The sequence below is a fragment of the Bacillus sp. SD075 genome (genome assembly GCF_017355165.1).
Classification (GTDB): Bacteria; Bacillota; Bacilli; order Bacillales; family DSM-1321; genus Peribacillus.
Genome location: NZ_JADILK010000091.1, coordinates 1 through 5,635, shown reverse-complemented (window position 1 = coordinate 5,635; position 5,635 = coordinate 1). Strand labels below are relative to the sequence as shown.

The following is a 5,635-nucleotide window of genomic DNA, read 5'->3' as shown; positions in this document are numbered from 1 at the left end:
CATTTCGAAAGATCAGCCATCTGGCTGGTCTTTTTTTGAGGTTGTTATTCCTTCAGTCTCTTTTTGTTTACACCTGTTAAAAAAGTTGGGATTCAAAAGGACCATAAAGAAAGTTATAGGCAGTATAAATGGTAGGACATACTATTAATGTATCTGAATTTCTACAGCTATCTGAATTATTCATATGTGATTAAGGCAAAGGGATAGAATTCTTCGTTTCTGTAGGGATATATGTTAAACTTAAAGTAGTTCTGAAACTGTCATTGGGGGAATAGCCGATGGATACCTCTGCTAAAGATGAAATGATTTTTTCGTTTGCTGAATGGTTGAGAGACCAAGGCAAATCAGCCAATACGATCAAAACGTATACTGGTGTCCTTTCACAGTTTTGTGACCAGACACAAAAGATATTGACGGAGATCCATTCTGAAGATGTTCAGGATTATCTTGATAATTTAGAAAATTGCAAGAAAAGCCCAGGGACAATCGAAAAACACTATATTGCCTTAAATGTTTTCTTTAAATTTTTAGGCAAACCGCAAGTAATGCTTTCTGTGGAACGTAAGGTTAAGGAGCACAAGTTTGAGGTACCTGAAACTTTAAGCATAAATGAGCAGCAGATCCTGTTAAGGGATATAGAAGCAGAAGGAAATCTAAGGAACATTGCCATCGTCTACCTTTTGTTACATACCGGAATCCGTGTCTCTGAATTATGTGACTTAAATGGTCGTGATGTCATTATGGAATCAGAGCGAAATTATATACTTGTCAGGAATGCAAAAGGTGAAATCGATAGATCCGTTCCCCTTACAGTATCGGCTATCCAACATGTAAAAAATTATCTTAATTCTTTAAAGGAAAAAGCAGATCCGTTATTCATCTCAAGCTATAATCAAAGGATCACTCCGAGGTCAGTTCAATATATATTAAAGAAATACAATGTACATCCACATAAACTGCGACATACCTTTTGCCAAAGGTTAGTGGATAATGGAATAGATATACAAACGATATCAAAGCTTGCCGGTCATAAAGATTTAAACGTAACGAAGCGTTACCTAAAAGAAAAATCGTTGGATCTGGCAAATGCGATAGACCAAACTTTCACCAAACACTAAACTATAGAAATGAAAAGGGAAAGGGAGTTTTCCCCCTTTTTTTTGTTTAAATAATGTTTTAAAAACAAACAAATCCCCTTGGAAATGACGAATAGGGCGCTTTGTCTTATGAGACGGGGCAGGTTAAAAGGAGAAGGAATATAATATAGTTTCAATCAAAAGTGCTAGAAGTATGAAGGTCTAATATATTCAGAGCATATTGATCAATTGTTGAATAAAGAAAGAGGGGATTCCTTATATTTGGAATCCCCTCTTTCTTTATTACTTACCTGTTTTTTTCTTCTTTTTACCTATTTTCATTATTACTTCATAAACTACCGGTACTATTACAAGTGTTAGCAGTGTAGAACTCACGAGTCCGCCGATAACGGTAATTCCCAAACCTTGTGATATTAATCCACTGCCTTCCGCACCGATTGCCAAAGGTATTAAAGCGCCGATTGTGGCAAGGGCAGTCATCAGGATTGGACGCAGACGGGTGGATCCTGCCTCGAGTAAAGCTTCTCTGGTAGATAGCCCGGATTCTTCGTTTTTGATAACACGGTCTACTAATACGATGGCATTGGTTACCACGATACCAATAAGCATTAGGACGCCCATCATTGCTGAAACGCTGATGGTCTCACCTGCAACGAATAGCCCTGCCAATGCCCCGATTACCGTAAATGGTAAGGAGAAGAGAATGGCTATTGGTGCTAAACCGCCATGGAAAGTAACAACTAGGACAAAGTATACGATAGCGACGGCCGCTAACATAGCGATGCCAAGTTGAGTGAATGATTCTTGGATATCTTCCGTTACTCCGCCATAGTCTATAGAGACGCTTGCGGGAAGGTCCAATTTATCAACTTCCTTTTGTACATCTGCTGTTACTGCTGCTACATCATCCGATTTGATTGTTGCAGACACGTCAGCATAAATTTTTCCATCGCGGCGGCTGATTGTATCGGAAGCTTTGCCTTCTTCGATTTTCACAAGCTCTTTCAATGGGATTTCCATTCCCATTGGAGAAGAAATTTTCGTATTCCCAAGGTCTTTTTTGTCCTCGAATGTCTTTTCTTCTGTCTCGACATATACTTTGACTTCTTCTCCATCTTTCTTAATCGTAGTTAAAGCATCATCTTTATTCGTATTGGCAATCGACATTCCAATTTGTGCAGCTGTCAGTCCAAGATCGCTTAGCTTTTCCTGGTCTGCAACTAGTGTATATTGCTCATAAGCATCGGAAAGACTTGTATCAACATCTTTTAAATCCTTATTTTTCTTCATGATATTTTGAATATCGTCAATTACCGGTTCAATGTCTTTTTGTGTATTTCCGTAAACATATAGAGTTGTTTCGTTACTTGATGTCGACGTGAATTCTTGTTGTTTCCATGTTCCAGGTGAATCAAGTTCAGTTAAATCTTTTATGACCGTTTCTTTTTTGTCCCCGAAATTTTCGGTGTCTTCATCATAGAGTACATAGAAGAGAGCCGAGTTACTCGAGCCGCCCATCATGCCGCCCATCATGCTTTCACCAAGTGTGTATTGAACGGTCTTCACATCGTCTTTATCCATGAAGAATTTTTCTACTTTTTCTGTTTGCTTTTCAATATCCTCTTTTAACTCTCCAGGTGCGGGAGTGTAGGTGACGATAATCGTTTTTTCTTCATCTGCAGGCATGAAGCTTACACCGATGCTTGGGATTAGGAATAGGCTGCCGACCAATAATACAATGGCAGTACCGAAGGTGATTACCTTGTGGTTTAACGACCAATCCAGTGCTTTTCGGTAGAATGCAGACAGTTTGCTTGGTTTTTCTTCATGTGATTTTAATTCTTTATTAGATAGACCTTTTTTAAATAAAGAGTCTGCCATTGCAGGAACAAGGGTGATGGCGATTATTAATGAAGCGACTAATGCAAACACCATGGTTAAGGCGAATGGCATGAATAGTTCCCCGACAGGTCCTGTAACGCTTGCTAAAGGCAGGTATACGGCGACAGTAACGATTGTCGATGAAAGGATAGGGATGAACATTTCCTTAGTGGCTGATCGTATTAGTTCGCCGCCTTTTAATTGCTCGCCTTTTAAAGCCATTCTCCTATAAATATTTTCAATGACGACAATGGAGTCATCCACGACTCGTCCAATGGCAACTGTCATGGCCCCAAGTGTCATGACATTCAGTGAAATATCCATTTGTTTGAGCACCAAAAGGGCTGCCAGCAGGGATAATGGAATCGAAATGACGGAAATGAGAGTGGTTTTAAAGTTTCTAAGGAACAGCATGATAACAATGACAGCAAACAGACAGCCGAAGAGTGCCTTGCTGATCATGGTTTCAACGGAATCTTTAATCGGTTGCGCTTGATCAAGCGTAGTATGTACACTTACGCCTTTAAAATCTTCTTTGAAATTCGATACTTCTTCGTTTACTTCGTCTACGATTGCAACTGTATCGGCATCAGGCGATCTTGTAACCTGAATCCCGATCGATTCGCTACCGTTTGTTCTTGAAATCGATTCAGCCTTACCAGTGATTTTAACATCGGCAATGTCTGATAATTTGACATTTTGCAGTAGGGCAGGACCTGTCGCCATTTCAGGGGATGATTGATTGGTTTCCGGTCCGGCTTGTGCTGGCGTTCCTGTTTGAGAGCCGCCGGTTAAAGGGATCTTAATATTTTTCAGGTCTTTTAATGTGGAGATGTTTCCATCCACAACGATCGTTTTTTCTTTATCATCAAAGTTATATATGCCAAGCGGCATGTTGACGTTTGCGGCCTGGATAACATTCTTTACGGTATCTTCATCGAGCCCGTATTGAGCCATCTTTTCCCGGTCGAATACAAGGCTGCCTTCATTAACTTGTTGTCCTGAAATTGATACGGATGTCACGCCGTCAATTCCTTCAAGCTTAGGTACTAACACCTCTTCGACACTTTTTGTAAGAGCTGGTAAATCCGAGCCCTTATCTGTTACACTGAGTGCGACGACTGGAAAAGCGTTTAACTCTAATTTAGATACGCTTGGGTCATCCACTCCCTCGGGCAGTTCTATTTTCTCTAAAGCTTCTTTCACTTCTTTTACTGCATCGTCCATATCCGTATCATAATCATATTGTAATTGGATGGAAGAGACATTAGCCATGGACGAAGAATTGACTAATTCGACTCCTGACAAGTTTGTTACTTTCTGTTCAATCTGGTCTGTGAGTTTATCTGCTACTTCTTCAGGTGCAGCCCCTGGATATACAGTGGAGATGCTTATTAAAGGAGTCGAGATGTTTGGAATGGTTTCTTGTTTCATGTTTAAACCGGAGTATAAACCAGCTGCTACGATGATGATCGTAAGCAACCAAATTGCCAATTTATTCTTTAATGAAAATTTAATTACTGAATTCAAGCCTGTACCCTCCATACATAAAATTGTGACTAGTCGGTCACAGACTCAAATATATAGTATATGGATTATGATTGCAACTGATAATATTCGTTAGTATTATCGTTGTGATTTCAAGGGTTTTAGGATACAATTCGGAATATGTGACCCATTGGTCATCGATGGATAATTTTAAGGGATAGGATGAATTTGATGAAAGAGAAAAATAAGATGATCATAGATATGTCTGTAGAGCTTTTCGCGGAAAAAGGCTATCATGCTACTTCCGTTCAGGAAATTGCCGAAAAATGTGGGATAGCAAAAGGGTCTTTTTATAATTATTTTAAATCGAAGGAAGAATTACTAGTCTCCATTTTTAAATTTTATTATGAGGCGTTGACGGACTCATTACTTGATCTTGAACTGGATGCTTCCTTGTCCAGCAAAGACAAATTCATGAGGCAAATCACCGTTCACATTGAGCATATGACAGGAAATACCAACTTGATTCAAATGATGATGCAGGAACAAATGCTCCATATCAGCAAAGAACTAGATAGATTTTTACATTATATCCATGAAGAGGGCCTGATTTGGTTCAAGCGTAAAATCATTGAGTTGTACCCGGGACTATCGGCTGATCTTCTGCCGGATTGCACCATAATTTTAGATTCCCTTTTCAAAGGATATATCGGAATATTGATCAGGAAACAAAATGCTTTCGATGTGGAATTGTTACCGAGCTTCATATTGAATCGTATGGATTCAATTATTGCAAGCCTGCAGAACATGGAAGATCCATTATTGAAACAATTTCCCCTACCAGGATGTTCGATCCGGGATATGAGCCCAAAAGAAGAAATCCATTCAATTATCGTCAGGATGCTGGAAGTGGAGACACGTAAAGAAGAGGGAATGGAAACACGTAAAAATACGGAAGCCTTAAAGGCGATCCAGGAAGAGTTTTCAAACGTTAGGCCAAGCCCCATCATCTTGGAAAGCCTTTTGCTGTTTTTGGAAAAAAATGAAAAAAGGAGTCCCTTGTGTTCAAAGCTTATCTTAATGATGAAGGACTACTTGACGAATATATGAAGGCTTTAAAAGAAAGGGGCGTATAGCCCCTTTTGAAATTCCCTTTGAAATTTTGACCA

General features: G+C 39.4%; 3 protein-coding genes. 2 read left to right on the top strand and 1 reads right to left on the bottom strand.

The annotated features are described in order from the left end of the window. Window positions 1–278: 278 nt before the first annotated feature. Window positions 279–1,118 carry a tyrosine-type recombinase/integrase gene (locus IOC57_RS25235; RefSeq protein ID WP_207441327.1) on the top strand — a complete coding sequence of 280 codons (840 nt, stop codon included), beginning with the start codon at window positions 279–281 and terminating at the stop codon, window positions 1,116–1,118. A gap of 261 nt (window positions 1,119–1,379) precedes the next feature. On the opposite strand, the gene IOC57_RS25230 is transcribed toward IOC57_RS25235, so the two are convergent. Then, a complete protein-coding gene (locus tag IOC57_RS25230; protein WP_207441326.1) occupies window positions 1,380–4,508 on the bottom strand; it encodes an efflux RND transporter permease subunit in 3,129 nt (1,042 codons plus the stop codon). A gap of 189 nt (window positions 4,509–4,697) precedes the next feature. Between IOC57_RS25230 and IOC57_RS25225 the strand changes: the two genes are divergently transcribed. After that, window positions 4,698–5,576 carry a TetR/AcrR family transcriptional regulator gene (locus tag IOC57_RS25225; RefSeq protein WP_207441325.1) on the top strand — a complete coding sequence of 293 codons (879 nt, stop codon included), beginning with the start codon at window positions 4,698–4,700 and terminating at the stop codon, window positions 5,574–5,576. Window positions 5,577–5,635 lie beyond the last annotated feature (59 nt).

Excerpts from the sequence above, each read along its gene's own strand:
- IOC57_RS25235 (WP_207441327.1), top strand. The coding sequence starts at position 279 with ATGGATACCTCTGCTAAAGATGAAATGATTTTTTCGTTTGCTGAATGG.
- IOC57_RS25225 (WP_207441325.1), top strand. The coding sequence starts at position 4,698 with ATGAAAGAGAAAAATAAGATGATCATAGATATGTCTGTAGAGCTTTTC.